Consider the following 24,756-nt stretch of genomic DNA (forward strand, 5'->3'; position numbering starts at 1 on the left):
TGTCCCCGGTTCTAGCCCACGCCTTCCGAGACCGCGTTCAGCCGCGCATAGACCCCGCCGGCCGCCTTCAGCTCGCCGTGGCGGCCTTCCTCGACGACGCGGCCGTTCTGGAAGACCAGGATGCGGTCGGCGCCGCGCACGGTCGACAGGCGGTGGGCGATGACGATGGTCGTGCGGCCGTGCATCAGGGCCTCGGCGGCCGCCTGCACCTGGCCCTCGGTCTCGACGTCGAGCGACGAGGTGGCCTCGTCCAGCACCAGGATCGGGGCGTCGGTGAGGAAGGCGCGGGCGATGGCCACGCGCTGACGCTCGCCGCCCGACAGCTTGATCCCGCGCTCGCCCACCAGGGTGTCGTAGCCCTGGGGCAGGCGCAGGATGAAGTCGTGGGCGCGGGCCTTCCTGGCGGCCTCGACGATCTCCTCGATCGTGGCGTCGGGACGGCCATAGGCGATGTTCTCCCGCAGGGTGCGGTGGAACAGGGCCGGGTCCTGCGGCACCACGGCGATGGCGCGGCGCAGGGACCCTTGCGTCACCTTGGCCACGTCCTGGCCGTCGATCACGATCCGCCCGCCCTGCAGGTCGTGCAGGCGCTGGACCAGCTTGACGAAGGTCGACTTGCCCGAGCCGGTCGGCCCCACCAGGGCCACGCGCTCGCCCGGCGCGATCTTCAGCGAGAAGTGGTCGTACAGCGGCGCGCCGGCCGACTTGTAGCGGAAGGTCACGTCCTCGAAGGCGATGGCGCCGGGACCCCTGACGAAGTCCGGCGCGTGCGGGACGTCGGCGATCTGCGGCGCCAGGCCCTCCCAGGCGGCCAGGTCCTCGGTGTCGTCCAGGCCCTTCTGCAGCATGCGGATGTTCTCGCCCATGTTGCGCAGGTAGCCGCTCATCAGCATGAAGGCGGTGATGGCGAAGGCCACGTCGCCGGGCGTCGCGGTCCCCTTGGCCCAGGCGTGGATCATCGCGGCCGTCAGCCCGCCCTGCAGCAGCACCAGCAGCAGGTTCTGGCCCAGCCAGACGTTGGTGAACTTGTGCCAGGTGACCATCACCGCCTGGCGCCAGGCGGCGGTGATCTGGGCCACGCGGGCGCTCTCGCGCGCCTCGGCCCCGAAACTCTTGACCGTGGGGTTGGAGGTCACGGCGTCGGCCAGGGTCCCGCCGATCTTCGAATCCAGGGCGTTGGACCTCAGGTTGGCGGGGCGCACGTAGCGGGCGGTGACCACCAGGTTCATCACCAGGTAGCCGGCGACGACGACCAGGGCGACGGCCCCCGCCAGGGGTTGTCGCAGGAGGAGCATCACCGACAGGCCGACCAGCACGATCAGGCTGGGGGCCAGCCAGATGGTCACCGCGTCGGTGACGCTGTCATAGCCCCACATGGCGCGGGTCAGCTTGCGCACGGTGGCGCCGGCGAAACTGTCGGCGTGCCAGTCGGACGAGAAGGCCTGGACGCGGGCGTAACCCTCGTTGGTCATCTCCTCCATGTTGCGGGCGGCCAGCGGGATCCAGAACCGCATGGCCAGGTTGCGGATCAGCGAGAAGCCCAGATAGACGCCGACGAAGGCCGCCCAGGCCCCCCAGGCCGCGTCGATGGCCGAGGGACCCTTGGTCACCGTGTCGATCAGTCGGCCCGAGGCCCAGGGCAGGGCCAGGTCGAAGCAGATCGCCGCCAGGGTCAGGCCGACGCCGGCCAGGAACAGGCCCCTCCGGCGCAGCCAGAAGCGCGCGATGAAGCCCAGCACCCGGGCGTTGCTCAGGGCGCGGCGGCGTCCGCCGGTTTCATCCTCGTCGTCGATCGCGTCGGTCATGGTGGAGGACAGATAGGCGCTCGTTCCGCGCGAAGCGAGGCGCTGGTCAAGCCTTCCGGGAAGTGTTGCCCCGGCGCCGCGCTCCGCCGAACGGCCGCCAGCGCAGGTACCAGCGGATGGCCGGGCCGATGATCGGGGTGCGCAGCAGCGGCCGCACCGCGTGGGGGCGGGTCTTCAGGAAGCACATGACCGCCCCGATCCAGAACACCGTGGTCGGCATGCCCGGCACGAAGGCGCCCACGGCCCCCGTCGCGAACAGCGCCACGCCCAGGCCGTCCAGCGCCCAGTGGACGGGACGGGACAGGCCTTTGCGGGTCGGGCGCTCGCGGGGCGGACGGGGGGCGTCGGTCATGAAGCTGGAATGTGGGGGATGACGGCGCGGACGGGAAGGCTTTGTCGGCCTCAGGGTTACATCCGAGGCAAAACCAGGGATTCCCTGATGGCGCGCTCAACTTGACCGGTATCATTGTGCCGGCGTCCACCGTCCTGCCGGCGAGGAGCCGAGGCCCATGAGGATCGATCGTCCGGGAACGCCGAGGATCGCGGTCGCCGCCTATCTGGCGGCCTATGTCGTGGTCTGCCTGCTCGTCCTGGCCCTGGCCATGACCCTGCCGCTGACGGGCCCCAACGGGATCTAGGCGAAGCGCAGGTGACTGAGCCGGTCGCCGCGCAGGCCCGCGCGGACGCGGCCGCCGAACTTCGTGCCCGAGGTCAGCCGTCCCACCATCCCGACATCGCCGGCCCGCTCGAAGGCGCGGGCGGCGGCGGTCCACAGGGCGGTGGTGACCGGATGCGGCGCGACGATCCCGGCGGCCAGGCCAAGAGCCAGCAGGGTCCAGGCTTCCAGGCGGTCGATGATGTGGGTCATGGCGGAAACCTTTCGAAACTCTAGGAGGCGGGCCGCCGCGCTGGGGGGAAGGAAAACGGCGGCCCGCCTCGGGTTCGCGAACCGGTGGGGGGATCACCGTTTCGCTGGAGCCACTCTGGTCGTTTCCGCCCGATCAATCCAATTGATCGTTTTTCGGATCGAGATCGGAAGTCTCTATGGCTGCGGTTCGGCGCGGTTGCGCGAGGCGGGAGGCCGGGGCTAAGCCTGCGCCATGAGCTCTCCGGACACCGCCATCCTGCCCGACGCCGCCGCCGGCAACTGGGTCGATCGCCACGCGCCGCCGGCCCTGCGGCCCTGGCTGAAGCTGGGACGGTTCGACCGGCCGGCGGGCATCTGGCTGCTGATGCTGCCCGGCTGGCAGGGCATCGCCCTGGCGGCGGCCGGCAAGGGCGAGTGGCCCAATCCGTGGCTGCTGATCGCCTTCTTCGTCGGGGCGGCTCTGATGCGGGCGGCCGGCTGCGCCTTCAACGACATCGTCGACCGCGACTTCGACGCCCAGGTCAGCCGCACGGCCATGCGCCCGATCCCGGCCGGCCTGATCACCGTCAAGCAGGCCTGGGCCTTCGTGGTCGGCTGCTGCCTGGTCAGCTTCGGCATCCTGGTGTGCCTGGGCTGGCTGGCCATCGGCCTGGGCGTGGCCTCGCTGGCCCTGGTGGCTGGCTATCCGTTCATGAAGCGCATCACCTGGTGGCCGCAGGCCTGGCTGGGCCTGACCTTCAACTGGGGCGCGCTGCTGGGCTACGCGGCGGCCACGCACACCCTCTCCTGGGCGGCCGTCCTGCTCTACGCCTCGGGGATTTTCTGGACCCTGGGCTACGACACGATCTACGCCATCCAGGACCTCGAGGACGACGCCCTGGCCGGGGTGAAGTCGTCGACCCGCCGGCTGGGCGCGCACGTGCAGAAGGGCGTCCTGGCCTTCTACGCCGCCAGCTTCGTGCTGGTGATCGCCGCGGCCTGGGTCGGCGACCTGGGCCCGCTGTTCCTGCCCCTGGCGGCCCTGGTCGCCGTCCACCTGTCGCGCCAGGCGGCCCGGGTGCGGCTGGACGATCCGGTCGGGGCCCTGGCCCTATTCAAGTCAAACGCCCAGGTCGGCTTCGTGCTGGTCCTGGCCCTGGCGGCGGGGATGTGGAAACCGCCGGGGCTGTAGGGGAGGTCGGCCTTCGGTTCCTTGCCTGCGCTGATCCCAAGCGCCACAGTAACCGCATGTCACAAGCCGCTTCCCAAGCATGGGCCTTCTATCGCGATGTCGCGAAGCACGGCGTTGTCTGGACCGTTGCGGATGAGGGCGGTTATCCCGCGCCAAAAACGGCTTCGGGTCAGCGCGCCCAGCCCTTCTGGTCCACACGCGCTCGTGTGGAACGCATCATCAAGAACGTTCCCGCCTATGCCGGATTCAGGCCGGTCGAAATCAGTTGGCCGGAATTCGCGAGCCGTTGGGTTCCTGGCTTGGAAAAGGACGGCTTCCTTGTCGGCGTGAACTGGAGCGGTCCTCGCGCCGCAGGATTTGATCTCAGGCCAAGCCGAGTTCGGGACGCGGTGGTGGCGCTGATGCCCGAGAACGCTGATCCGTCCTAGCGTCCCAAACGCGGGAACGCCCTAGAACGGCCCCGCGTGGTAGATCCGCTCGGTCGTCTTCTCCAGCTCGCCCAGCCGCCGGTCGTAGAGGCGGATCAGGCATGAGCGGTTGGCCCCGCACCGCCGCCGTTCGGTCAGCCACTGGCGTTGCTGGTCCTGCAGGGCGTCGCGGCCGCCCATGGCCAGGGTGTGCTTGTTGATCTCGTAGAGCACCGACATGCGCACGTCCTTGTCGTTCAGCGGCAGATAGGCGCACACCGCCTTCTCGTCGGCGGACTTGGCCCGCTGGCAGTCGAAGCTGGCGGCCCGGGCGAGCGATGGCGCGGCGACCGGCGCGACGAAGGTCAGGGCGAGGGCGATCACAAGCGGGCGCATGGCGGTCTCCGGAAGGGCGTGACGTCGGGTCATTCTGTCAGCCTGACGCCGAATGTGGCATGATCGTTCCATGGCCGTCGCGTCCCGCATCAAGCCGCAGGAACTGTTCACGCCCGAGGAATGGGCGCCGCTGTCGGCGCGCTCGTCGTGGCGCGGCCTCCTGATGGTGGCCCACGCCTGGGCGGTGATCGTCGCGGCGGGCGCGGTCTTCGTGATCTGGCCCAACCCGCTGACCTACGTCCTGGCCGTGATGCTGATCGGCGCGCGCCAGCTGGGCCTGGCGATCCTGATGCACGAGGCCGCCCACGGCGGGCTGCACCCGAACCTCAAGGTCAACGACTGGGTCGGCGAATGGCTGTGCGCGGCCCCGACGGGCGCGTCCCTGGCCAAGTACCGGCCCTACCACCTGACCCACCACAAGTACGCCCAGCAGGCCGAGGACCCGGACCTGGTGCTGTCGGCGCCGTTTCCGACCACCCGCGCCTCCCTGCGCCGCAAGATCGTCCGCGACCTGACCGGCCAGACCTTCTTCAAGCAGCGGTTCGGACCCCTGCTGGGCAAGATGCAGGGCACCGGCGACCAGCCGAAGGGCGCGGTCTTCGCCGGCGAGGTCGCGCGCCAGCGGCCGTTCCTGCTGTGGAACCTGGGCCTGCTGGTCGTGCTCAGCGCCGCGGGCCTGTGGTGGGCGTGGCTGGCGCTGTGGATCGTGCCGATGGCCACCTGGTTCCCGCTGGTCACCCGCCTGCGCAACATCGCCGAGCACGCCCTGGTGGCCAAGGACGAGCCCGACCCGTTCCGCCACGCCCGCACCACCTCGGCCAACTGGATCGAGCGGGCCCTGATCGCGCCCTACCACGTCAACTTCCACGCCGAGCATCACCTGTTCATGCACATGCCCTGCTGGAACCTGCCCAAGGCGCACAGGCTGCTGGCCGCCAAGGGACGGACCGAAGGCATGCTGACGGCGCCGGGCTATCTGACGGTGCTGAAGGCCGCGTCCAGCCGGGCGGCGGCTTGAAGTTTCACCAGGTCGAGCCCGAGGTCGCCGGCGGATGGGGCGAGGGTACGGTCGCGCATCGGGAGTCCGGTCGCCCGCCGGTCGTCGAGCGCTTGCACCACGTCTTCGACGGATGGATGGGCGACGAGCTGCTCGAGACGACGCCGTGCTTCATCGTCACGGAGGGCCTGGCCGAGGCGATCCGCGCGGCCGGCCTTTCCGGGGTGACGTTCGGCGCGGTCGAGGTCGGCGTGTCGGAGACGTTCATGGAGCTTCAGCCCGCCACCGTCCTGCCCTCCTGGGTCTGGATGAAGGTCGAGGGCGTCGCCGGCCGCGACGACTTCGGCCTGTCGCCGGCCCTGATCCTGGTGGTTTCCGACCGGGCCCTGGCGGTGTTGGGCGATCGGATCGTCGAGGCCGTCGTTTCACCGTTCTGACGGCTATCGGCGTCGGTCCCAGGGTGCTCTAAGGCCTGCATGATCGAAGCCACCCTCGCCGGCCGTCGCGCCTTCATCCTGGAGAACACCCGGCTGCAGGCCCCGCCGCACACGCCGGAGCTCCGGCTGCACCTGGCCGACGAGATCACCCCGATCTGGAAACTGACCGAGGAGGCCCTGGCCGAGATCGGCCTGCCGCCGCCGTTCTGGGCCTTCGCCTGGGCGGGCGGCCAGGCCCTGGCGCGCTACATCCTCGACCACCCCGGGACCGTCGCCGGCAAGCGGGTGATCGACTTCGCCAGCGGCTCGGGGCTGGTCGCCATCGCCGCCATGAAGGCGGGCGCGGCCGAGGTGCTGGCGGCCGACATCGACGTGTTCTGCGAGGCGGCGATCGGCCTGAACGCGGCGGCCAACGGCGTCGAAGCCGCCTTCACCGAGGTGGACCTGCTGGGCGCCCCGCCGCCGGCCGCCGACGTGATCCTGGCCGGCGACATCTGCTACGAGCGGCCGATGGCCGAGGCGGTGATGGCCTGGCTGGCCCAGGGGCGGACCGCCGGCGCGACCGTGCTGATCGGCGACCCGGGCCGCACCTACTTCCCCAAGGACGGTCTCGAAAAGCTGGCCGAGTACCAGGTGCCCACCACGCGGGAGCTGGAGGACATGGCCGTCAAGCGCACCAGCGTCTGGACTCTGCCGTGACGGCGACCTAGAACAATACGGGAACATGCGAGGAGGCGCGGCATGCGCGAAGACGGCAAGATCGACTATATCGAATGGCCCGCCGGCGACCTGCCGGCCACCAAGGCCTTCTACGCCGCCGCCTTCGGCTGGAGCTTCGTCGACTATGGCCCCGACTACGCCGCCTTCGAGGGGCAGGGGACCGACGGCGGGTTCTGCACGCCGCAGGAGGGCTCGGCCGACAAGCCGCTGGTCGTGCTCTACGCCCACGACATCGAGGCCATGCTGGCCAAGGTGACGGCCGCCGGCGCGACGATCACCAAGCCGATCTTCAGCTTCCCCGGCGGCCGCCGCTTCCACTTCGCCGATCCGTCCGGCAACGAGCTGGCGGTGTGGAGCGAGGGCTAGGCGCGGCCGGGGACATGCCCTTGCGGCGTGTCCCCAAGTCCTGACTCCGAGCCTGCCGATGGGGACACGCCGCAAGGGCATGCCCCCGAGCGCGGGCCCGACAGAAAAACCGTCACGAAACCGCGATAAATCCGTCTCCGGACGATTTACGGGGCGAGCGACGGTGGACCAGGCCAGGACCTGCGGCGACTGCGGGATGTGCTGCAAGCTGATGGGCGTGGCCGCCATCGACAAGCCGGCCCACGCCTGGTGCGGCCACTACCGCAAGGGCGCGGGCTGCGCGATCTACGCCGACCGGCCCAAGGCCTGCGCCGACTACGCCTGCTACTGGCTGAACGCCCCCAACCTGGACGACCGCTGGCGCCCCGACCGGGCCCGCTTCGTCCTGCACCGCGAGGACGGCGGCCGCACCCTGGTGGTCGAGGTCGATCCCGCCGCGCCCGACGCCTGGCGCAAGGCCCCCTTCCACGACACCTTCAAGGCCTGGGCGGCGCGCGGCGCGGCCCAGGGCCTGACCCTCAACGTCCTGGTCGGGCGGCGAGGCTACACCATCCTGCCCGATCGCGACGTCGACCAGGGCCTGGTGCGCGAGATTCCGGCATGAGCGAAGCGACCACCTCCCCCGCCCCCTCCAAGTCGTGCGGCGACTGCGGCATGTGCTGCAAGGTCCTGCACATCGGCGAGCTCAGCAAGCCGGCCGGCCAGTGGTGCGGGGTGTTCCGCAAGGGCTCGGGCTGCGGCGACTACGAGGCCCGGCCCCAGGCCTGCCGGGGCTTCCACTGCCTGTGGCTGACCTCGGAAAAGCTGGACGCCGCCTGGCGGCCCGACAAGGCCGGCTTCCTGATGTACCCCGACCGCGACGGCAAGCGGCTGAACGTCGTGGTCGACCCGGGCAAGCCGACGTCGTGGACGCGCGAGCCCTACTATTCGCGGCTGAAGGCCATGTCGCAGCGGGCCTATGACGGCTACGAGCTGCTGATCTGCATCGGCGACCGCCGGGTGGTGATGTTCCCCACCGAGGATGTCGACCTGGGCGTGCTCAATCCCGACCACAAGCTGGTCAGCGGCTATGTCGAGCGCGACGGGGCGCAGGTGCCGTTCGCCATGGTGCTGAGCGACGCGTAGGGGAAACCCGTCGCTCCAATCTGTTGTCATCCCGGAAGCCTCGCAGAGGCTGTCCGGGACCCAGGAGACTGGGCGGGATGCGGTGCGGCTGTCCTGGGTCCCGGACAAGCGCTGCGCGCTTTCCGGGATGACAACTGTGGGAGAAGCGGCGTCTGGCCCGACCGTTCTCAGAACCTCGGCCGGAAGTCCCTCGGCTTCCATCCGAAGTCCGCCCGCGCCGGGGCGTCGTCGAAGGTCAGGTCCTGGGCCATGCGGTCGGCCATGGTCGCGGTGGCGCCGGGATAGAACGGCTTGGCCAGGGTCAGCAGCAGGCGGAACAGCCAGGCGGGCAGCGGCAGGATCAGAGGCCGGCGGCCCAGCCCCTCGTAGATGCGCTCGGCCATCGTCCGGTAGGTCAGGGTCTCGCCGCCGACCAGGTCGTAGGCCTTGTCCCGGGTCGCCGGGGTCTGGGCCGCGGCGATCGCGCCGCCGGCCAGGTCGTCGGCGTGGACCGGCTGGCGCAGGCCCTCGCCCTTGCCCGACAGCGGCAGCACCTTGAACCGGCGGATCAGGCCCGCCAGGCGGCTGACATTGGCGTCGCGCCCCTCCAGATAGATCAGGGTCGGGCGCAGGATCGTCCAGGCCACGCCGTGTTCGGCGCAGAACGCCTCGACCTTGGCCTCGGACTCCGCCAGGGCCCGGGCCACGGCCCGCTCCGAGGCCTCGGTCGAGTCCTGCTTGGTGAAGCGGCTGGTCGAGGAGAACGCCACCAGCCGGGTCATGCCCCGCGCCTTCAGGGCGGGCAGGGCCTGGGGCAGCACCCAGATCGGCGACAGCGAGAACACCGTGGCCACCGGCGGCAGCTCGTCGGCCAGGTTCGGGTCGGCCAGGTCGCCATCCACCCAGCAGACGTCGTCGCTGGGCGGACGCCGGCTCAGCGAGATCGGCGTGGTCCCCAGGGCGTTCAGCCGCGCCAGCAGGAACTGGCCGATCAGGCTGGTGGCGCCCAGCACCAGCACGGGCGAGGTCAGGCAGGCGGGCTCGGTGGAAGGGGTGTGTTCGGCGTCCATCCTTCCCCTATAGTCGCGCTGCAAGCGGCGACCCAGGATTTTGGTCATGACCTTCGAGGAAGTGCGCGCCTTCGCCTTCGGATTGCCCGGCGTGACCGACGGGACGGCCTACGGCCATCCCTGCCTGAAGGCGCACGGCAAGTTCCTGACCCGCGTCTGGGACGACGGCGACACCCTGGTCTGTCCGGGCGTCACGCTGGACGAGCGCGAGATGCTGATCGAGGCCGAACCCGAGACGTTCTTCGTCACCGACCACTACAGGAACTATCCCTACGTCCTGATCCGCCTGTCGCGGGTCGAGGCCGGCACGGTGGAGGGTTTCCTCGCGCGCCGGTGGCGGGCGACCGCGCCGAAGACGCTGCTCAAGCGTTACGATGCGGAGAAGGCCTGACGCGGACGGCGCCAGGGCCTATATCGGCCTGACCCTCACGCCCCAGCCGCCTTCGGGAGATCCCCATGCCCCATTCCATCCCCGACATCCGCGCGGGCGACGTGGCCATGCCAGTCATCGGCCTGGGCACCTGGCAGCTGGACGACGGCGCGGCCCAGCCGCTGGTCGAGAAGGCGCTGGAGCTGGGCTACCGCCACATCGACACCGCCCAGGCCTATCGCAACGAGCAGGACGTCGGGGCGGCCCTGGCGGCCACCGGCGTGCCGCGCGACGAGATCTTCCTGACCACCAAGGTCTGGGTCGACCAGTTCGCCCAGGGCGACCTGCAGCGGTCGGTCGAGGGCAGCCTCAAGCGCCTGAAGGCCCCGCAGGTCGACCTGCTGCTGCTGCACTGGCCCAAGCCCAAGCCGGCCCTGGCCGAGACCATGGCGGCGCTGAACGACGTCCACGCCCGCGGCCTGACCCGCGCCATCGGCCTGTCGAACTTCCCCTCGGCGCTGATGGCCAAGGCCCAGGCGGCCTCGGACGCGCCGATCGCCACCAACCAGGTCGAGTATCATCCGTACCTGTCGCAGAAGACCCTGATCGCCAAGGCCAAGGCGATGGGCTCGACGATCACCGCCTGGTCGCCCCTGGCTCAGGGCAAGGTGGCCGACGACGCCGTGCTGGTCGAGATCGGCGAGGCCCACGGCAAGACGGCCGGTCAGGTGACCCTGCGCTGGCAGGTCCAGCAGGGCGTGGCGACCATCCCCCGGACGCGCAACCCCGGCCGGCTGGCCGAGAACTTCGACATCTTCGACTTCGCCCTGTCGGAAGAGGAGATGGCGCGCATCTTCGCCCTGACGCGCCCGGACGGGCGGCTGGGGAACTGGCTGGACCCGGCGTTCGCGTGGGACGTGGATTAAAGACCCTCCCCCACGGGGGAGGATCTAGGCCTACTTCGCCAGCCGTCCATCCGTCAGCGCCGTCGGTTCGAACCGGAAGATCACCTCCGGGTCCGGCCGCTTGATCCCCTTGAGCAGGCCCTTGGGGGCCGAGATGTGCAGCATCCAACGCAGGATGTTCAGCCGGGCGGCCTTCTTGTGGTTGGCGCGCACGCACACCCAGGGCGCCGGGGTGGAGTGGGTGCGCATCAGCATCTCGTCGCGGGCGGCCGAATAGTCTTCCCACTTGGCCTGGGCCACGGCGTCCAGGTCGCTGACCTTGAAGGCCTTCAGCGGTTCCTCGCGGCGGGCCTTCAGGCGTTCGGCCTGGGTCTCCTGGTCAATGTCGAGCCAGAACTTGGTCATCTTGACCCCGTTCTCCACCAGCATCAGCTCGAAGGCCGGCACGTCGCGCAGGAACTGCTCCTGCTCGTGCGGGGTGGAGAAGCCCATGACCCGCTCGACCCCGGCGCGGTTGTACCAGGAGCGGTTGAAGACCACGGCCTCGCCTGACGCCGGGAGGTGCCGGACATAGCGCTGGAAGTACCACTCGCTGCGCTCGCGATCGCTGGGCGCCGGGAGGGAGATGATCCGGGTGGCGCGGCGGTGGGCGTGCTCGGTCAGGCGGGCGATGGCCCCGTCCTTGCCGGCCGCGTCGCGTCCCTCGAAGATGGTGACGGTCTTCCAGCCTTCCTTGATGGCCAGCTTCTGCAGGCCGATCATCGCCAGCTGCAGGTCGCGGAGTTCGGCTTCGTAGTCTTCGAGCTTGCTCATGCGGCGACCCTACCCCCGTCCTGTTCAGTTGCGCTAGAAGGACGCCATGATCCGTCTTTTCGTTCCCCATCCGCTCAAGGCCGGCGCCGGCGTCGCGCCCACCGTCGACCAGTCGCGCTACCTGACCGCCGTGATGCGGCTGAATGTCGGCGACGAGATCCTGGTCTTCAACGGCCAGGACGGCGAGTGGCGCTGCAGCCTGGCCGAGGCGGGCAAGCGCGGCTGCCTGCTGAAGGCCGAGGAACAGACCCGGCCCCAGGCCTATGGCCCCGACCTCGACCTGGTGATCGCCATGGTCAAGCGCGGCCGGGTCGAGACCATCGTCGAGAAGGCCGCCGAACTGGGCGCGCGCCGGGTGCGCCTGACCCAGACCCGGCGGACCAATGTCGACTTCCTCAAGCTGGGGCGGCTGGACGCCATCGCCATCGAGGCCGCCGAACAGACCGGCCGGCTGGACGTGCCGGCCGTCGACGATCCGCAGAAGCTGGACAAGATCCTGGACGCCTGGGACCCGGCGCGGACGCTGATCTTCTGCGACGAGGGCGGCGACGCGCGGCCGCTGATCGAGGCGGCCGCCCCCCGGGAAAGGGGCGACGCCCCGGGCCCCGCCGCCATCCTGATCGGCCCCGAGGGCGGCTTCGCGCCCGAGGAGCGCGAGAGGCTACGGTCGCTGCCGTTCGTCATCCCGGTGACGCTGGGCCCGCGCATCCTGCGCGCCGACACCGCGGCCATCGCGGCCATGACCCTGTGGCAGGCCGTCGCCGGCGACTGGCGCTAGATCGCCGCGAGAGCGGGCCGCGCGACCGGGGTCTTGACCAGCTGGGCCACGGCGACCCCGGCCAGGACGATCCCACCGCCGATCAGGTGATAGGCCCGGACCGGCTCGCCCAGCATGACGATGGCCCCGGCCGCCGTGAAGATCGGCAGCAGGTACATGAAGATCGCGCAGCGGTTGGGACCCAGCCGCGCGACGCCGCGCACCCAGAAGAACGGCAGCACGACCGAGGCCATGATTCCGGCATAGAGGATCAGCGGCATGCTCTGCGCCGTCAGTCGGCGCAGCGCCGGCGGGGTGGCCAGGAAGGCGGGGAACATCACCGCCAGGGCGCACAGGGCCTGCATGTAAGTCGATTGCCAGCCGCCGACCGGCAGGTTCCAGCGCTTCAGCAGCACGCCGTAGAGGGCGTAGATTAGGGCGGCGACGAGCATCAGGGCGTCGCCCGGATGCAGGCCGCCGCGCAGGACCGCCGCCGGATGGCCGCCGGTGACCAGGAAGGTCAGGCCCGCGAAGGCCAGCACCCCGCCGACCACCAGGCCCCAGGTCGGGGTGTCCTTCAGCAGCAGGATGCTGAACGCCACGGTCAGCATCGGGGTCAGGGCGGTGAACAGCGCCATGTTGGTCGCCGTGCTGGTCTGGGCGGCCAGGTAGGACAGGCTCTGGAACAGGCACATGGCCAGGAAGCCTAGGATGAAGAACTGTCCCAGGTGCGGCCAGATCACCGCGCGGTCGCGCCAGGCGGGCCGCGCCACGAACAGGCTCATCACCGCCACCGCCAGCAGCAAGCGGTAGAAGGTGATCGCCTGCGGGCCGATCACGTGGGCCGACAGGCGCGAGGCGATAACGTTGCCGGCCCACAGCAGGATGGCCAGCAAGGGGAACAGGAAAGGCAGGTGTCTGCGGATCACGGCGACCTCCGGAAAACGGGAAGCCGGCGGTCTACGGTCTCGATCTCCTGTTCGTCTCTCGCTATCCTGAACTCTATTAGCGAGTTTGGGACATGGCGGGCGATTTTCCGGACTACCTCGACTACCACCAGACGGGCCGCCCGGCGGCCGCGATGGAGATCGATTATCCGGACGGCTTCTCCACCGGCCCGCACAGCCATCCCCGCGCCCAGCTGCTGTTCGCCATCCAGGGGGTGATGCAGGTCCGTTCGGAGGCCGGGGCCTGGGTGGTCCCGCCGAACCGCGCGGTCTGGCTGACGGCGGGCGTCGAGCACGAGGTCAGCATGTGCGGCGCGGTGAAGATGCGCACCCTGTTCGTCGATCCCGAGGCCAATCCCAACCTGCCGCGCACCAACTGCGTGATCGCGGTCTCGCCGCTGCTGCGGGAGCTGCTGGTCGCCGCCGTGATGATCCCGGTCAACTACGATCCGTCCAGCCGCGACGGCAGGCTGATGGACCTGCTGCTGGACGAGCTGCGGGCGATGGACGTGCTGGCGCTGCACCTGCCGGCCCCGGCAGATCCCCGCCTGCGCCGGGTCTGCGACGCCCTTTCCGCGCGGCCGGACGACGCCTCGACCGCCGAGCACTGGGCGGGGCGGCTGGGCGTCACGCCCAAGACCCTGCATCGGCTGTTCCGCCAGCATACCGGCATGAGCTTCGGCCAATGGCGCCAACAGGCGCGGCTGCTTTCGGCCCTGGAGCGCCTGGCGCGGGGCGAGCGGGTGATCGACGTGGCGGCCGAGAGCGGCTATGCCAGCCAGAGCGCGTTCACGGCCATGTTCCGCCGCCAATTCGGCCTGCCGCCCAGCGTGTTCTACCGTCGCTGAACCCCCGTCTTTTCGCGGGACGGGCGGGCGGCGCGCCCAAACGGCAACATCGCCTGTCGCGAAAGGCTGTCCCGCCCCCTTGAGGTTCGCTAAGAAAACGCCCAACTGCGCAGCACGACAGTTCGCGGGCGGGTCGGAGGAGCGTTCCTCCCTCTGGATGCGTGTTTTGGGAGGGTGGCCGATGGCCGAAGCCGTGAGCCAGGAGCGTCCGCTGACGCTGGACGATCTGACCGCCTATTTCGCCAAGGGCAGCAAGCCCAAGGACCAGTTCCGCGTGGGCGCCGAGCACGAGAAGTTCGGCTTCTACCTGAAGGACCACGCGCCGGTTCCCTACGAGGGCGACAAGGGCGTGCACGCCCTGCTGACCGGCCTGCAGCGGTTCGGCTGGAAGCCGGTGATGGAAGGCCCGACGATCATCGGGCTGGAGCGGGACGGCGCCAATGTCAGCCTGGAGCCAGGCGGCCAGTTCGAGCTCAGCGGCGCGCCGCTGCTGACCATGCACGACATCTGCGACGAGACCGGCCGTCACCTGGACGAGGTCAAGACCGTCGCCGACGAGCTGGGCCTGGGCTTCCTGGGCCTGGGCTTCTCGCCGCTGTGGAAGCGGCAGGACGTGCCGGTCATGCCCAAGGGCCGCTACGTGATCATGCGCAACTACATGCCCAAGGTCGGAAACCTCGGCCTGGACATGATGCTGCGCACCTGCACGGTGCAGGCCAATCTCGACTTCTCCAGCGAAGCCGACATGGTCGCCAAGTTCCGCATGAGCCTGGCCCTGCAGCCGATCGCCACGGCCCTGTTCGCCAATTCGCCGTTCACGGAAGGCAAGCCCAACGGCTTCCTGTCGGCCCGCGCCAACGTCTGGACCGACACCGACGCCGACCGCACGGGCCTGCTGGACTTCGTGTTCGAGGACGGCTTCGACTTCGAGCGCTACGCCCGCTACGCCCTGGACGTGCCGATGTACTTCGCCAAGCGCGGCGACAGGTACATCGACCTGGCCGGCCGCAGCTTCCGCGACTTCATCGACGGCAAGATCCCGGAACTGCCGGGCGAGCACGCCTCGATGAAGGACTGGGCCGACCACACCACCACCCTGTTCCCGGAAGTGCGGCTGAAGACCTATCTGGAGATGCGCGGCGCCGACGCCGGGCCCTGGAGCCGCCTGTGCGCCCTGCCGGCCCTGTGGACCGGCGTGTTCTACGACGACGCGGCCCTGGCCGCGGCCTGGGACCTTTGCAAGCATTGGACTGCAGAGGATCGCGCCGGCCTGCGCCGCGACGTGCCGAAGCTGGGCCTGAAGGCCAAGGTGGCCGGCCGCACGGCCCAGGACGTGGCCAAGGACTTCGTGGCTATCGCCAAGTCGGGCCTGAAGAACCGCGCCCAGCTGAACGGCGGCTTCCTGGACGAGACGATCTATCTGGGCGACCTGGAAGAGATCGCCGCGACCGGGATCACCCCGGCCGAACGGCTGCTGGCGCTCTACGACGGCGCGTGGAAGGGCGACATCAACCGGGTGTTCGAGGACTTCGCCTACTGAGGCCGACGTCGCGCGATGATCACGGACCAGATCACGGACGTCGAGATCGATACCGAAGGACGCCTGCGAATTCGGCCCGCCAAGCAGGACCTGTCGCAGATCTGGCGCGCGGCGGCCGAGGTCGGCTGGGATCCGGAGACGCGGACGCTCTACGGCCCGAAACCTCGCGAATGGTCCTACGCCACGTGGTTCCATCACCTCGTGGCGGCGGCGCATGACGAATACGGCGTGACGCTGCGCCTGTCGCCGGAGACGCGATGGCTGAACGTGCCGCCCGACACCCGAAGCGCGATCGAACGCCTGTCAGGTTGAGGGGATTCCCGGGGCCTCTGGTCAGAAGATCGCGCGGGCCGCGGCGATGATCCCGATCCAGGCCATCAGGCTGGCCGCCACCGCCGCCAGCCGGCCCCAGGCCAGCTTGACGCGGGCGGGCCGCGATCGCGCGGCGCCGGACGGCGGACGCAGACGGGAATCATAACCGACGTAAGCCACGACGTTTCTCCCTGGTCGCCTCTCTGGAGGAGGCTTTCACGCAAAGCGCTGCGGTTATTGCAGCGCTTTAAAGGTTAACGAACGCTTTACATTTGTAGTCGGTGGAACGTGGCTCAGATTGATCCGGTTCCCTCATAGGGCTTGGAGACGTGCGGCGGGCCGTCTTCACGGATATCGTCGCCTTCCCAGGCCGCGTCGTCGGGCATCGAGACGTTGGCGTCCCAGTGCTCGGCCTGGCTGGAGCCCGAGCCGCTGTCGGTGTGGCGCACCACCTCGTTCACGTCGACGGCGCGGGTCTCGGCCGCGGTCAGGCCGGCGCGCTTGAAGTCGACGTGTTCGGGATAGAAGGCTAGGCGGCCGGCGATCTGGCTGACGCCGGGCAGAGGGGTCTCGTACGACCAGACGGCGTTCTCGATGATCTTGGCGTCGCGGCTGATCGTGTAGTAGCTGGCCTGGCCCTTGTAGGGGCAGTGGGTGACCTTGTCGGTCTTGTGCAGGAACCCCATCGCCACGTCCGAGCGCGGGAAGTAGCGCACCGGCGCGTAGTCGGCCTCGTGCAGCACCAGGACATCGCCGCTGTCGGCGATCTCGTGGCCTTCGAAGAGCACCTCCACCCGTCCGTCTTCGCGCGAACAGGTGATGGGATGGTCTGGGTTGGAGCTGGTCATGGCAAATTCTCCCGTCTGGCAGGGCGTCGCTTAAGAAACGCGCGGGACGGGCGGCGGGCTCCGAGGCGGCAAGCCATTGCTTGTGAAACGCAAAGCGCCGTGATCTTCTCCCCGCCGATTGGGGAGGGGAGGGCGAAACCACCTGTTGGGCGCCCCGCCGCTTGTACGTTTCAAGGTTCGTGAATGAATATCGTCGTCGCCGTCGGCATCCTGGTCACCCTCGTGACCGGCGTGCCCGTGCTTATCCAGCTGCTGCGGGGCCATCCGCGCGGCCTGATCATCTGCTTCCTTGCCGAGATGTGGGAGCGCTTCTCCTACTACGGCATGCGCGGGCTGCTGATCTTCTACCTGACGCAGCACTTCCTGTTCGATTCCAAGACGGCGGGCGGCCACTACGGCTCCTACACCTCGCTGGTCTACATCGTGCCCCTGCTGGGCGGCTTCCTGGCCGACCGCTATCTGGGCACCCGCAAGGCCGTGGCCTTCGGCGCCATCCTGCTGGTGGCGGGCCACCTGACCATGGCGGTCGAGGGCCGTCCGGCCACCCAGACCCTGGACTACGCCGGCCACACCTACGAGTTCCAGGTCGAGGGCCGCGGCGAGGAGCGGGTGGCCAAGATCGTCGTCGGCGACAAGCCCTATGAGGTGGCGGCCAACGACAAGGGCGACTTCGAGATCAAGAACCTGCCGGCCCAGTCGGTCCTGCCCTCGGTGCTGCCCAAGGGCCAGTACAAGCTGGGCGTCAAGGACCGCGACCCGCTGTACCTCAACATCTTCTGGCTGGCCCTGGCGCTGATCATCGTCGGCGTGGGCTTCATGAAGGCCAATGTCGCCACCCTGGTGGGGCAGCTCTATCCGCAGGGCGACCCGCGCCGCGACCCGGGCTTCACCCTCTACTACTACGGCATCAACCTGGGCTCGTTCTGGGCGGCCATCCTCTGCGGCCTGCTGGGCGTCAACCTGGGCTGGAACGCCGGCTTCGGCATGGCCGGCATCGGCATGCTGGCCGGCTTCGTGATCTTCGTGCTGGGCAAGCCCTGGCTGCTGGGCAAGGGCGAACCGCCCGAGTTCGCCAAGCTGAAGGCCCCGGTGCTGGGCCCGCTCAACCGCGAGGGCGTGATCTACGCCGCCTCGCTGGGCGTGGTCGGGCTGGTCTTCTTCCTGGTGCAGTACACGCCTGTCGTCAGCGCCACCCTGATCGCCGGCAGCGTCCTGTCGGTGGCCTACATCCTGTGGTTCGCCTTCGTTAAGTGCCAGAAGGTCGAGCGCGAGCGGCTGCTGCTGGCCACGGTGCTGGTGCTGGGCGCGGTGGTGTTCTGGGCCCTGTTCGAGCAGGCCGGTTCGTCGCTGAACCTGTTCGCGGCCACCAACGTCAACCTGACCCTGTTGTCGCACCCGGTGCAATGGCTGGGCGGGGCGGTGGTGCTGGGCGCGCCCGAACAGCTGGCCGCGGCGGGGATCGATCCGGCCGGCAAGCTGTGGGTCAACACCGCGTTCAACGCCGCCCAGACCCAGGCGATCAACGCCGGCTGGATCCTGATCTTCGCCCCGGTCTTCGCGGCGCTCTGGACCTTCCTGGGCGCCCGGGGCCGGAACCCCGGCCCGATGGTCAAGTTCGGCCTGTCGCTGATCCAGGTGGGCGCGGGCTTCCTGATCCTGCTGGTCGGCGCCCACTTCGCCGACGGCGCGTTCCGCATGCCGCTGATCTTCCTGATCGTCATGTACATGCTGCACACCTCGGGCGAGATGTTCATGTCGCCGGTCGGCCTGTCGCAGATGACCAAGCTGTCGCCGCTGTCGATCGTCTCGTTCGTGATGGCGGTCTGGTACATGGCGCTGTCCATGGGCAACCTGGTCGCGGGCTTCATCGCGGGCATCGCCTCGACCGAGACCATCGGCGGCCAGGCCCTGGACCCGGCCGCGGCCATGGTCCAGTCGCTGCTGGTGTTCAAGATCGTCGGCCTGATCTCGATCGGCATCGGCGTGGTGTTCCTGGCCCTGTCGCCGATCCTGAAGAAGTGGTCGCACGGTTCGGACGACACCAACCCCGAGCCGGGCGAGCCGGCCTCGATCGCCCCCTAGACGGAAGAGGCCCCGGAGCGATCCGGGGCCTTTTTCTTGGCCGCCCTCCGGTTGACGCGAATATTTCGCCAGCGCACGCTATGGTCGATTCATCCTTGATCGATCAGGGCGGCGCGAAGCCGCGTCTCGGGAGGGCGGCATGGGAACGGCCTACACCATCTTCGGCGCGGGGCCGGCGGGCCTCTACACGGCCTGGCGGCTGGTCACCGGCGGCAAGGCCGTGGCGGGCGACAGCATCGAGCTGATCGAGTGGGGCGACTACGCCTTCGACGGTCCCGGCTCGGGCACCCGCCTGCCGGCCGGTCGGATCGTGACCCACTTCTGCGACGACGACCCGACCCAGTCCTACATCGAGGCCGGCGGCATGCGGTTCATCGAATGGGACGGGACCCAGGGCCACCAGCTGGTCACCCTGACCATCAACCTGCTGGGCCTGGGCGGATCGGTGGTGCCGTTCAATACCACGACCGACCCGCTGCTGTATCTGCGCGGCGAGCACATCTACCAGAAGAACCTAGCCACCCAGAACGCGCCCTACAACACGCCGGGCAACAACGCCGCCCCGGCCGCGACGCTGTTCGCCAACATCTCCAACCTGATCACCGGCGTGCCCGCGCCCTCGACCCGCACGGCCCAGTGCCAGTTCTACGGCGACGGGACCCTGCCCTCGACCTTCAACTCGTTCGTCTACGCCCCGGGCTCGACGGCGGGGAACATCGGCTACTGGAACATCTTCTACGACCAGGCCGGCAACGAGGGCTACGAGTACGCCTCCGACGCCGGCGGCTACACGTCCAACGTCATCAACTGGAACGCCGCCAACGCCGCCGTCTACAACAGCGAGTTCGCGCCGGGCGGCCAGTTCAAGACGGTGCAGGGCGGCTATTCCCAGGTCTTCGTCCAGCTGTTCCAGCAGACCCGCGCGGCGGCGCAGGCGGCCGGGGTGGACTTCTCGCTGCAGGCCAACACCCGGCTGCACTCGGTCTGGCTGGCGGACGGGGTGATCAACTATCGGCTGGCCAGCGCCGCCGACCCGTTCAAGGGCGGGCCGACCCTGACCACGCCCAACGCCTTCCTGGCCATGCCGCCGGCCTCGCTGGACCTGGTGGCCGAGGCCACGCGCTACGCCGACCTGCCGGACGGGACGCTGGACATCATGAACCAGCGGCCGGTGCAGCTGTACATGGACGGGGTGATCCGCCAGCCGTCGATGCGGGTGATGCTGTTCTTCGACAGCCCCTGGTGGGAGACCTGCCCCTATCCGCCGGACCTGACCAGCGACGGCCTGCCCAACACCTTCGGCCCGACCATCACCGACCTGCCGCTGCGCCAAGTCTACTATTTCGGGAACAACAGCGACGGCAATCCCAACCCCGTCTACGGCGTGCTCGCCTCGTACGACGACATGCAATACGTCCAGTTCTGGCAGGAGCTGGAGCTGCACGTCGACGAGCGCCGGACCATCCCGCTGGAGGAGGACTACCAGGTCCTGCACAAGCCCGCGACGGCCAACGAGACCATGATCAGGATGGTGCTGCTGGAGCTGGCCAAGGTCCACTACGGCGACCCGAACGACGCCTACAAGATCCCGTACCCGGTCTCGGCGGTGTACAACGACTTCTCGTTCAACCCGTTCGGGGCCGGCTACCACGCCTGGGCGGCGCACTACGACATCTGCGACGTGATGCAGAGGATCCGCCAGCCCACGGGCCTGGTGGACGGCGCGCCGGCGGCCAACCTGTTCATCATCGGCGAGGCCTATTCCAACGACCAGGCCTGGGTGGAGGGCGCGTTCTGCACGGCGGAGTCGGTGCTGGTCGACTACTACGGCATGATCACCATCGCCGACACGACCAACTATCCGCTGATCTGCGCCTGCGCGTGAGCCGCTAGGGCCGTCGCGGGGTCTGGGAGTGGGGCCGCCAGTCCTTGGGGGCCAGCTCGAAGCCGTCGAACTCGAAGCCGGGGGCGACGGTGCAGCCGACCAGGGTCCAGGCGCCCTGGCTGACGGCGGTCTGCCACCAGCCGGTCGGCACCACCGCCTGCGGTCGCTGGCCGGCCTTCAGGTCGGGACCCAGGACGTGGGCGGTCGCGCCCTGGCCGTCGGGGGTGGACAGGGTCAGGGTCAGGGGCGCGCCGGCGTAGTAGTGCCAGACCTCGACCGCGTCGATCTTGTGCCACGCCGACTGTTCGTCGGCCTGCAGCAGGAAATAGATCGCCGTGGAGGCGGGGCGGCCGTCCTCGATGGGGGTGTCTCGGAAGCTCTGGCGATACCAGCCGCCCTCGGGATGGGGCTGCAGGTCCAGCAAGCGGATGATCTCGTTACCGCTCAGATCGCTCGATACATCCAACGACATGCTCACCCCTTGAAGCCGTCCTTGGCGGCTCGAATCTCACCGAAGGCCTCGGCCGGCGCCAGATGGGGCCGCAGCAGGGGCGCGCGCAAGAACGGATTCGTCGCTTTTTCGATCCCGATGGTGGTGGGAACGGTGGGCTCGCCGCGCTCGCGGGCGGCGAACACCGCCTCCGCCCGATCCTTGAGCGCGGGGGCGTCGTCGACCGACAGGGCGAAGCGGGCGTTGGAGGCGGTGTATTCGTGGGCGCAATAGACGGTGGTGTCGTCTGGCAGGGCGGTCAGCTTGGACAGCGAACCCCACATCTGCTCGGCCGTGCCCTCGAACAGCCGGCCGCAGCCCAGGGCGAACAGGGTGTCGCCGACGAAGGCGATCCCGTCGGTGGCGTCGTGATAGGCGATGTGGCCCAGGGTGTGGCCGCCGGTGTCGATGACGGTCAGGGCCGTGTCGCCCAGCATCACCGTGTCGCCCTCGACCACGGGCCGATCGAGCGGGGCGATGCGGGTCACCTCCTGCGGGCCGACGATCGTCGCGCCGGTCGCCGCCTGGATCGCCGCGTTGCCGCCGGCGTGGTCCGGATGCCAGTGGGTGTTGAGGATCAGGTCCAGCGTCCAGCCCAGCCTGTCCAGCTGGGCCAGGATGGCGTCGGCGTCGGGCGTGTCGATGGTCGCGGTGGTCCCGGTGGCGTCGTCGCGCACGAGAAAGCCGTAATTGTCCGACAGGCAGGGGAACTGGTGAACGGTCAGCGGCATGCTCTCGACTCCGGACTGGGGCCAAATCCCCTGGGCGAGACGTGACGCGACGGGCCCGCCCGCCTACATAGATGAAGCCATCGATCGGGAGACTCAATGCGCCGCGACGTGCTCGATCTCAGAGCCTTCTACGCCAGCCCGCTCGGACGCGCGGCCCGCGAGATGCTGGGTCGCAAGGTCGAGGAGGCGTGGGGCGACGCGCGGGGCCTGGACGTGCTGGGCCTGGGCTACGCCACGCCCTTCCTCGACAAGGCCCGGCCCCAGGCCCGGCGGGTGGTGGCGGCCATGCCGGCCGCCCAAGGCGTCGAGGTCTGGCCCAACGGCGGCGCCAACGCCGCCACCCTGGTCGAGGAGACGGGCCTGCCGTTCGCCAACGCCATGTTCGACCGCATCCTGGCCGTCCACGCCCTGGAGGAGGCCGACGACCCGGCCGCCGTCCTGCGCGAGCTGTGGCGCGTGATGGCGCCCGCGGGCAGGCTGATCGTCGCCGTGGCCTCGCGCGACGGCCTGTGGGCCGGGGCCGAGAGCACGCCCTTCGGCCATGGCCGTCCGTTCAGCCGCCACCAGCTGGAGGCCCTGCTGCGCGAGGCCGACCTGGAGCCCGCCGGCTGGACCCGGGCCCTCTACACCCCGCCCCTGCCCATCGCGGCGCGCTGGGCCGAGGGCTTCGAGCAGGTGGGGGCCCGCCTGTGGCCGCGTTTCGCCGGCCTGATCCTGATGGAGGCGGTCAAACAGACCTTCGCGGTCAAGCCGCGCGGCAGCCGCGCGCGGGTGCGGGTGTTCGCGCCGGGGGTGCTCGCCCCCTCGCCCGGCGGCCCCGCTCCGGTCAGGACGGCGCCTGTTCGAAAGGCGCCGCGTAATCTAAATGCCGCAAAGCCCTTGGAGCCATCGATTCCCGGGCCTAGCCTGAAGTCGTAGACCAAGCCCTCTTTGCGGGAGCCGCGCCATGAAGATGATCGTCGCCGTAATCAAGCCCAGCCGCCTGGACGCCGTGCTTGAAGCGGTCACCGAGGCGGGCGCGTCGGGCCTGACGGTCACGGAGGTGCGCGGCTACGGCCGGCAGAAGGGCAAGACCGAGGTCTATCGCGGCGCCGAGTACGAGGTGAAGCTGCTGCCGAAGGTCAAGCTGGAGATCGCCGTGGCCAACGACGTGGTCGAGCCGGTGGTCGAGGCCCTGCAGCGCAGCGCCAACACCGGCAAGATCGGCGACGGCAAGGTGTTCGTCATGGACCTGGAGCAGGCCCTGCGCATCCGCACCGGCGAACGCGACGCCGCGGCGATCGCGGGCTAGGCCTTCGCGGGCCTAGCCTTCCAGCTCCCGCAGGTCGCGTCCGCGCGTCTCGGTCCCGAACCAGGCGACCAGGACCAGCGCCAGGGCCAGGGGCGCCATGATCATCAGGGCGGCCACCTTCAGCGGCGGCACGGCGGCCAGGATCCCCAGGAGCTGGGCGATCAGCCCGCCCGACTTGCTGCACGCCGCCACCCAGCCCGTGGCCCGGCCGCGCACCCGCAACGGGAAGCTCTCGGCCGTATAAGGCAGCAGGATGGCCAGCAGGCCGTTGGTGCCGATGATCATCAGGGCCACCGGCAGGACCGGGCTGACGCCGGGGCCCAGGGTCAGGACGCCCGCCACGCCCAGGCCGCTGATCGCGATCGTCGCCGCCAGCGACCACTTGGTGCTCCAGCGGCTGTAGAGGAAGGCGCAGACGAAGACGGTCGGGAAGGCGATCAGCGCCGACTTGGCCAGCAGCTGGCTGGAGACGCCCACGCTGTGGCCCTCGGCCACCAGCTCGGCCGGCAGCCACAGCAGCAGGCCGAAATTGACCAGGCCCCAGGCCACCGCCGCGATGCTGAGGGCGGCCGTCTTGCCGATGAAGCGCCGCTCGACCGGCGGCGGGGTCAGGACGTGGTGATGCTCCTCGGGCGTGTCGGCCTTCTCGCGCACCACCGAGCCGAACCGCTTCATCACCGAATGGGCGGCGTCCAGCCGGCCGATGCTCATCAGGAACTTGGCGGATTCCGGGATCGCGCCGGACAGGGCCACCAGGATCAGGCCGGTCGGCAGGTTGAGGAACCACATGATCCGCCAGCCGAACTCCGGCTGCAGCCAGGCCGAGCAGCCGGACGAGGCCAGGTAGCCGCCCACGGCCCCGAGGCCGCCCACCAGCACCAGGGCCCAGCCCCGGTGCTTGGACGGCATGGTCTCGGCCAGCAGGGCGTAGACCACCGGCAGCAGGCCCCCGGCGGCCGCGCCCATCAGGAAGCACATGCCGACGTTCCACCAGAAGTCGGGCATGGCCCCGCAGATCGAGGTGCCGACGAACATCACCGACGACAGCAGGATCGAGGCCCGGCGCCCGAAGACGTCGGCCAGGGCGCCCCAGACGATCGATCCGGCCACGGTGCCGGTCAGGGCGGCGAACGGCAGCCAGGCGACCGTGGCCTTGCCGACCCCGTATTCCTTGATCATGCCGGGCACCACGAAGCCCAGGCTGGCCGGCTTCATGATGTCGATGATCAGGGCGATCACCAGCACCAGCATCAGCCACCAGTGGGCCATGGACAGCGGCGCGTCCTCGGGCGGCGTCACCTCGACCGTGTGGTCCAGGTGGTGGTCGCCGCGACGGGGCAGCAGGCCCCAGCCGGCCAGGACGCAGCCGGGCGGGATGATCAGCATCCCGATCGTCATGCCCAGGTCCATCTTCATCCCGGCCAGCTGGTAGCCGATGTCGGCGCCCATCAGGTACATCGGCACATGCAGGACGACGCCGGCGGTCACCACCAGGCAGCCCAGCCAGAAGGCCCAAAGGCGCTTGCGGTCGGCGAGGACGTGATGGTCGGGCGTTTCGGCTGTCATGGGCGTCCAACAAACATGCGGGAGACTTCT

General features: G+C 69.6%; 31 protein-coding genes. 19 read left to right on the forward strand and 12 right to left on the reverse strand.

The window, feature by feature from the left end:
• Positions 1 to 11: 11 nt before the first annotated feature.
• Together WAE60_RS19805 and WAE60_RS19810 are read right to left on the reverse strand one after the other, a co-directional pair.
• The gene (locus tag WAE60_RS19805) at positions 12 to 1,805 is read right to left on the reverse strand and encodes an ABC transporter ATP-binding protein (RefSeq protein WP_337688145.1); all 1,794 of its coding nucleotides are present in this window, start codon (positions 1,803 to 1,805) and stop codon (positions 12 to 14) included.
• Positions 1,806 to 1,851: 46 nt separating this feature from the next.
• Positions 1,852 to 2,157 carry a DUF454 family protein gene (locus WAE60_RS19810; RefSeq protein WP_029911409.1) on the reverse strand — a complete coding sequence of 102 codons (306 nt, stop codon included), beginning with the start codon at positions 2,155 to 2,157 and terminating at the stop codon, positions 1,852 to 1,854.
• Positions 2,158 to 2,314: 157 nt separating this feature from the next.
• On the opposite strand from WAE60_RS19810, the gene WAE60_RS19815 reads away from it, so the two are divergent.
• Positions 2,315 to 2,443 (forward strand): hypothetical protein, encoded by a 129-nt coding sequence (locus tag WAE60_RS19815; protein WP_255347293.1) that lies wholly within the window; start codon positions 2,315 to 2,317, stop codon positions 2,441 to 2,443.
• Here the strand turns inward: WAE60_RS19815 and WAE60_RS19820 are convergent.
• Complete coding sequence (locus tag WAE60_RS19820) at positions 2,440 to 2,673, reverse strand: hypothetical protein (RefSeq protein WP_029911412.1); 234 nt, start codon at positions 2,671 to 2,673, stop codon at positions 2,440 to 2,442. The two genes, WAE60_RS19815 and WAE60_RS19820, sit on opposite strands and share 4 nt — an antisense overlap.
• A 232-nt stretch (positions 2,674 to 2,905) precedes the next feature.
• Here WAE60_RS19820 and ubiA point away from each other — a divergent pair, with 232 nt between their 5' ends.
• Both ubiA and WAE60_RS19830 read left to right on the forward strand, forming a co-directional pair.
• On the forward strand, positions 2,906 to 3,844 hold the full coding sequence (gene ubiA, locus WAE60_RS19825; protein ID WP_337688148.1) for a 4-hydroxybenzoate octaprenyltransferase: 939 nt from the start codon (positions 2,906 to 2,908) through the stop codon (positions 3,842 to 3,844).
• Between the two features lie 56 nt (positions 3,845 to 3,900).
• Positions 3,901 to 4,272 (forward strand): DUF2750 domain-containing protein, encoded by a 372-nt coding sequence (locus tag WAE60_RS19830; RefSeq protein WP_081916678.1) that lies wholly within the window; start codon positions 3,901 to 3,903, stop codon positions 4,270 to 4,272.
• A 21-nt stretch (positions 4,273 to 4,293) separates the two neighbouring features.
• Here the strand turns inward: WAE60_RS19830 and WAE60_RS19835 are convergent, their stop codons facing one another.
• Positions 4,294 to 4,647, reverse strand: coding sequence for a lysozyme inhibitor LprI family protein (locus tag WAE60_RS19835; RefSeq protein WP_337688153.1), 354 nt, complete (start codon positions 4,645 to 4,647; stop codon positions 4,294 to 4,296).
• Between the two features lie 70 nt (positions 4,648 to 4,717).
• Between WAE60_RS19835 and WAE60_RS19840 the strand changes: the two genes are divergently transcribed.
• The 6 genes from WAE60_RS19840 (at position 4,718) to WAE60_RS19865 (ending at position 8,292) form a co-directional block, all read left to right on the forward strand.
• Entirely contained in the window at positions 4,718 to 5,665 is a 948-nt protein-coding gene (locus WAE60_RS19840) for a fatty acid desaturase family protein (protein WP_337688155.1), read from the forward strand.
• Complete coding sequence (locus WAE60_RS19845) at positions 5,662 to 6,081, forward strand: hypothetical protein (RefSeq protein WP_337688156.1); 420 nt, start codon at positions 5,662 to 5,664, stop codon at positions 6,079 to 6,081. Before WAE60_RS19840 ends, WAE60_RS19845 begins: the two co-directional genes overlap by 4 nt.
• A gap of 39 nt (positions 6,082 to 6,120) precedes the next feature.
• Entirely contained in the window at positions 6,121 to 6,780 is a 660-nt protein-coding gene (locus WAE60_RS19850; RefSeq protein WP_337688157.1) for a methyltransferase, read from the forward strand.
• A gap of 42 nt (positions 6,781 to 6,822) precedes the next feature.
• Positions 6,823 to 7,167 carry a VOC family protein gene (locus tag WAE60_RS19855; protein WP_337688158.1) on the forward strand — a complete coding sequence of 115 codons (345 nt, stop codon included), beginning with the start codon at positions 6,823 to 6,825 and terminating at the stop codon, positions 7,165 to 7,167.
• Positions 7,168 to 7,330: 163 nt separating this feature from the next.
• Positions 7,331 to 7,771, forward strand: a complete 441-nt coding sequence (locus WAE60_RS19860) for a hypothetical protein (RefSeq protein ID WP_035018300.1) — start codon at positions 7,331 to 7,333, stop codon at positions 7,769 to 7,771.
• Positions 7,768 to 8,292 carry a hypothetical protein gene (locus WAE60_RS19865; protein WP_029911435.1) on the forward strand — a complete coding sequence of 175 codons (525 nt, stop codon included), beginning with the start codon at positions 7,768 to 7,770 and terminating at the stop codon, positions 8,290 to 8,292. Before WAE60_RS19860 ends, WAE60_RS19865 begins: the two co-directional genes overlap by 4 nt.
• A 167-nt stretch (positions 8,293 to 8,459) precedes the next feature.
• On the opposite strand, the gene WAE60_RS19870 is transcribed toward WAE60_RS19865, so the two are convergent.
• On the reverse strand, positions 8,460 to 9,341 hold the full coding sequence (locus WAE60_RS19870) for an NAD-dependent epimerase/dehydratase family protein (protein ID WP_337688159.1): 882 nt from the start codon (positions 9,339 to 9,341) through the stop codon (positions 8,460 to 8,462).
• Positions 9,342 to 9,387: 46 nt separating this feature from the next.
• Here WAE60_RS19870 and WAE60_RS19875 point away from each other — a divergent pair, with 46 nt between their 5' ends.
• Both WAE60_RS19875 and WAE60_RS19880 read left to right on the forward strand, forming a co-directional pair.
• Positions 9,388 to 9,732 (forward strand): hypothetical protein, encoded by a 345-nt coding sequence (locus WAE60_RS19875; RefSeq protein ID WP_029911440.1) that lies wholly within the window; start codon positions 9,388 to 9,390, stop codon positions 9,730 to 9,732.
• 65 nt (positions 9,733 to 9,797) lie between these two features.
• A complete protein-coding gene (locus WAE60_RS19880; RefSeq protein ID WP_337688162.1) occupies positions 9,798 to 10,637 on the forward strand; it encodes an aldo/keto reductase in 840 nt (279 codons plus the stop codon).
• A gap of 30 nt (positions 10,638 to 10,667) precedes the next feature.
• Here the strand turns inward: WAE60_RS19880 and ppk2 are convergent, their stop codons facing one another.
• A complete protein-coding gene (gene ppk2 / locus WAE60_RS19885; protein ID WP_337688164.1) occupies positions 10,668 to 11,429 on the reverse strand; it encodes a polyphosphate kinase 2 in 762 nt (253 codons plus the stop codon).
• A 46-nt stretch (positions 11,430 to 11,475) separates the two neighbouring features.
• On the opposite strand from ppk2, the gene WAE60_RS19890 reads away from it, so the two are divergent.
• Positions 11,476 to 12,207 (forward strand): 16S rRNA (uracil(1498)-N(3))-methyltransferase, encoded by a 732-nt coding sequence (locus WAE60_RS19890; RefSeq protein ID WP_029911449.1) that lies wholly within the window; start codon positions 11,476 to 11,478, stop codon positions 12,205 to 12,207.
• Here the strand turns inward: WAE60_RS19890 and WAE60_RS19895 are convergent.
• Entirely contained in the window at positions 12,204 to 13,115 is a 912-nt protein-coding gene (locus WAE60_RS19895; RefSeq protein WP_337688166.1) for a DMT family transporter, read from the reverse strand. The genes WAE60_RS19890 and WAE60_RS19895 overlap by 4 nt on opposite strands.
• Before the next feature lie 92 nt (positions 13,116 to 13,207).
• Here WAE60_RS19895 and WAE60_RS19900 point away from each other — a divergent pair, with 92 nt between their 5' ends.
• The 3 genes from WAE60_RS19900 to WAE60_RS19910 all read left to right on the forward strand — a co-directional run bounded on the left by WAE60_RS19900 (position 13,208) and on the right by WAE60_RS19910 (position 15,833).
• Positions 13,208 to 13,981, forward strand: coding sequence for a helix-turn-helix transcriptional regulator (locus WAE60_RS19900; RefSeq protein WP_337688169.1), 774 nt, complete (start codon positions 13,208 to 13,210; stop codon positions 13,979 to 13,981).
• Between the two features lie 181 nt (positions 13,982 to 14,162).
• Positions 14,163 to 15,521, forward strand: a complete 1,359-nt coding sequence (locus tag WAE60_RS19905) for a glutamate--cysteine ligase (protein ID WP_029911457.1) — start codon at positions 14,163 to 14,165, stop codon at positions 15,519 to 15,521.
• A gap of 15 nt (positions 15,522 to 15,536) precedes the next feature.
• Positions 15,537 to 15,833, forward strand: coding sequence for a hypothetical protein (locus WAE60_RS19910; RefSeq protein WP_029911461.1), 297 nt, complete (start codon positions 15,537 to 15,539; stop codon positions 15,831 to 15,833).
• Between the two features lie 21 nt (positions 15,834 to 15,854).
• Here WAE60_RS19910 and WAE60_RS19915 read toward each other — a convergent pair whose 3' ends face one another.
• Entirely contained in the window at positions 15,855 to 16,013 is a 159-nt protein-coding gene (locus WAE60_RS19915) for a hypothetical protein (protein WP_156035702.1), read from the reverse strand.
• A 113-nt stretch (positions 16,014 to 16,126) separates the two neighbouring features.
• The gene (locus WAE60_RS19920) at positions 16,127 to 16,681 is read right to left on the reverse strand and encodes a DUF427 domain-containing protein (protein ID WP_029911463.1); all 555 of its coding nucleotides are present in this window, start codon (positions 16,679 to 16,681) and stop codon (positions 16,127 to 16,129) included.
• 183 nt (positions 16,682 to 16,864) lie between these two features.
• Between WAE60_RS19920 and WAE60_RS19925 the strand changes: the two genes are divergently transcribed.
• Together WAE60_RS19925 and WAE60_RS19930 are read left to right on the forward strand one after the other, a co-directional pair.
• On the forward strand, positions 16,865 to 18,763 hold the full coding sequence (locus WAE60_RS19925) for an oligopeptide:H+ symporter (RefSeq protein ID WP_337688173.1): 1,899 nt from the start codon (positions 16,865 to 16,867) through the stop codon (positions 18,761 to 18,763).
• Between the two features lie 139 nt (positions 18,764 to 18,902).
• Complete coding sequence (locus WAE60_RS19930; RefSeq protein WP_337688175.1) at positions 18,903 to 20,648, forward strand: hypothetical protein; 1,746 nt, start codon at positions 18,903 to 18,905, stop codon at positions 20,646 to 20,648.
• Between the two features lie 4 nt (positions 20,649 to 20,652).
• On the opposite strand, the gene WAE60_RS19935 is transcribed toward WAE60_RS19930, so the two are convergent.
• Complete coding sequence (locus WAE60_RS19935) at positions 20,653 to 21,120, reverse strand: cupin domain-containing protein (RefSeq protein ID WP_029911468.1); 468 nt, start codon at positions 21,118 to 21,120, stop codon at positions 20,653 to 20,655.
• Positions 21,121 to 21,122: 2 nt separating this feature from the next.
• On the reverse strand, positions 21,123 to 21,869 hold the full coding sequence (gloB, locus tag WAE60_RS19940) for a hydroxyacylglutathione hydrolase (RefSeq protein ID WP_337688178.1): 747 nt from the start codon (positions 21,867 to 21,869) through the stop codon (positions 21,123 to 21,125).
• 96 nt (positions 21,870 to 21,965) lie between these two features.
• Here gloB and WAE60_RS19945 point away from each other — a divergent pair, with 96 nt between their 5' ends.
• A complete protein-coding gene (locus WAE60_RS19945) occupies positions 21,966 to 22,787 on the forward strand; it encodes a methyltransferase domain-containing protein (protein WP_029911470.1) in 822 nt (273 codons plus the stop codon).
• A 28-nt stretch (positions 22,788 to 22,815) separates the two neighbouring features.
• Positions 22,816 to 23,160, forward strand: a complete 345-nt coding sequence (locus WAE60_RS19950; protein ID WP_029911471.1) for a P-II family nitrogen regulator — start codon at positions 22,816 to 22,818, stop codon at positions 23,158 to 23,160.
• Between the two features lie 12 nt (positions 23,161 to 23,172).
• Here WAE60_RS19950 and WAE60_RS19955 read toward each other — a convergent pair whose 3' ends face one another.
• The gene (locus WAE60_RS19955; RefSeq protein ID WP_029911472.1) at positions 23,173 to 24,726 is read right to left on the reverse strand and encodes an MFS transporter; all 1,554 of its coding nucleotides are present in this window, start codon (positions 24,724 to 24,726) and stop codon (positions 23,173 to 23,175) included.
• Positions 24,727 to 24,756 lie beyond the last annotated feature (30 nt).

Source organism: Caulobacter sp. CCG-8 (assembly GCF_037402475.1).
GTDB lineage: Bacteria > Pseudomonadota > Alphaproteobacteria > Caulobacterales > Caulobacteraceae > Caulobacter.